This window comes from Bradyrhizobium sp. HKCCYLRH2047, from assembly GCF_051168175.1.
GTDB lineage: Bacteria > Pseudomonadota > Alphaproteobacteria > Rhizobiales > Xanthobacteraceae > Bradyrhizobium.
In genome coordinates, this window is the sequence record NZ_JBNPUM010000030.1 from 1 (window position 1) to 2,140 (window position 2,140).

2 protein-coding genes are annotated in these 2,140 nt (G+C 55.4%); both read left to right on the forward strand.

Annotated elements, in window-relative coordinates:
* Window positions 1-326: 326 nt before the first annotated feature.
* A complete protein-coding gene (locus ACQR1D_RS31875; protein ID WP_434894286.1) occupies window positions 327-815 on the forward strand; it encodes a hypothetical protein in 489 nt (162 codons plus the stop codon).
* Window positions 816-906: 91 nt separating this feature from the next.
* Complete coding sequence (locus tag ACQR1D_RS31880; protein ID WP_434894287.1) at window positions 907-1,887, forward strand: DUF4238 domain-containing protein; 981 nt, start codon at window positions 907-909, stop codon at window positions 1,885-1,887.
* The last annotated feature ends 253 nt before the right edge of the window (window positions 1,888-2,140 follow it).

The following is a 2,140-nucleotide window of genomic DNA, read 5'->3' on the forward strand; positions in this document are numbered from 1 at the left end:
ATCTACGACTTTGATGACGCTCCCGAAGCGTTCGCCCATCTCCAAACCGCCTCGCACTTCGGCAAGATCGTTTTGAAGCTATAGGTGTGGGGCGATGGCCGGCATGACCATGGGGCGGATCGGCTCATGGCGGCCAGCGCGCCGATGCGGCCATCTCAGGATGGCGTCGCATTTATGCAGCGTCACCGTACCCATCGGAAAATATGAGCGTCTAGTCAAAGGCGCTATCGCGTGCAATGTTGACGAGATCAAGCGCCGTCTCGCGCCAGGCGATAAAATTGCGGAAATCCGAAGTCATATAGTTAGGCGACTCGGGGACCAGAAGAATGATTGAATTTTCGACGCTTGGAGCGATTGTCGGCTTCATCAGCGGAGGCGTCGTGCTGTTCGATAGATACTACAAAGGGCGCCCAATAGCCTCCCTCAGCACCATGGACGATGAGGGCACAAAGCGCGTCTGCATCCGCATCAAGAACACGACTGCCTACGACATCGCAATCACAGACCTGGTGGTGAAGCCACCAATCTATCACTTGGCCGAAAATCTCAATACGCGAAACATCATCAAGGGTGCGATGGGTCATAGCCCAAAGCTGCTGCTCCGCCCGGATGAGGAGAAGCACCTTATCATCGCGCCGTTGTTTGACGGCGGGTTGGCAAGAGAAGTCTCGCGAGCTGGTCGAGTGAATTTTTACGTCAATTGGCGAAGCGGAAACTCGACATGGTGGTGGCGACGCGGAGTCCCCATCTGCACCCATACCAAGACGATCCGCGCATTCGGTCTACCGGAGCAGAACGAAGGTCTAGAGAGATAGAAGTCCTTTCAATATCGCAGCAAGTATTGCATGTACGAGAACTACAAGCTCTGCCCGGACCTGCAGCCGCAACCCTCAATTCTAAAGAACCATGACAGACGAGAACCAACATTGGGTCCCGAGACTTCTGCTAAAGAAGTTTGTCGATACAGACGGACGCGTGTATCGGCTGGATATCCAATCAAACGTGATATCGAAGCCTCCGCCGAAACATGCTGCTTGCGGCCCTAATTTTAATGAATTTGATATTGAAGGGCAGATCGTATCCTTCGAGGATCGCTTAGAGAAAATTGAGACCAGGGCTGCCCCGGTCCTCAAGCGGATCATTGAAGCTCGGTCGCTTTCAGGCCTGTCATCGCCAGACCGCAAGAAAGTCGCTGATTTCGTCGCAGCGCAGAGCTTTCGTACTGAAGCTTTCTATAAAGGGCTTGCGAACAATCCTTCGCGAAAGAACTTCGGGTCGATCTTTACCCAACTGTGGGACAGCAGTTTCATAGTGTCGGCGCAAATCGAAAGGAGGCATTGGGTTTTGATGGTCATCGATCACGATGACGTTTTCTACCTCGGGGACCAGCCGGTGGTGTTACAGCGTTCGCTCGATCCGAAGAACGGTAGCGATCTTGGTTTCGACGTGAAAGGAGTGGAGGCCTTTCTGCCGCTAAGCCCGAACTGCGCTCTTTTCATGCCTTGCCGGTCGGTCAGCGATTCGCTGATCGCGAGATACGAAGCTGCCATGGATCTTCATCGGACCGTATGTTCTGCAGTTATGCAGGGACATCCGGGCGGATCGGTCGAGCTGGCGACGGCCCAGGACACCATTCGACGCGGCGGCCCGCTCTATCAGTCCTACACAGCTGCGGCGCCGCTGACGGCCCAACCCGAGAACGTCGAAAACCTAAATTATCTGCAATGCAGTTGGGCGCATGCCGGAGTCTTCAGCAATCGTCGCGACTTTACCTTCGCCAGAAGGGTGTTTTCTCAAACGCCACACTACAAAAGCCCGCCTGCGACGCGTCTTGTGTACAAGACTGCGCTTGTGCGCGACATACCCGGCGCTGCGCCAAGAGGCTGAACGGCAGCGCCACGCGCGGAACAATGGCCTGACTTCCTCGCAAGAGACGAGAGGCGTCGGGTTATTCAACAGGAACGAGGCCGCCTGAGCGCCATCTTGCTCCCATGCAACTCTTCGGGTTTTCGAGCATGGCTCGAGGAGCAATTAAAGTGGCAGTGCATTCATCCTCTGACGAAAAGCTCGCCCGCGCCAGGGCGCTCGGCGCCTCGATCCTCATCAACTACCGCGACACGCCCGATTGGGATGTCGCGGT

Bases quoted from the DNA above. Each gene is read 5' to 3' on its own strand.
- ACQR1D_RS31875 (WP_434894286.1), top strand. From the start codon at position 327: ATGATTGAATTTTCGACGCTTGGAGCGATTGTCGGCTTCATCAGCGGA.
- ACQR1D_RS31880 (WP_434894287.1), top strand. From the start codon at position 907: ATGACAGACGAGAACCAACATTGGGTCCCGAGACTTCTGCTAAAGAAG.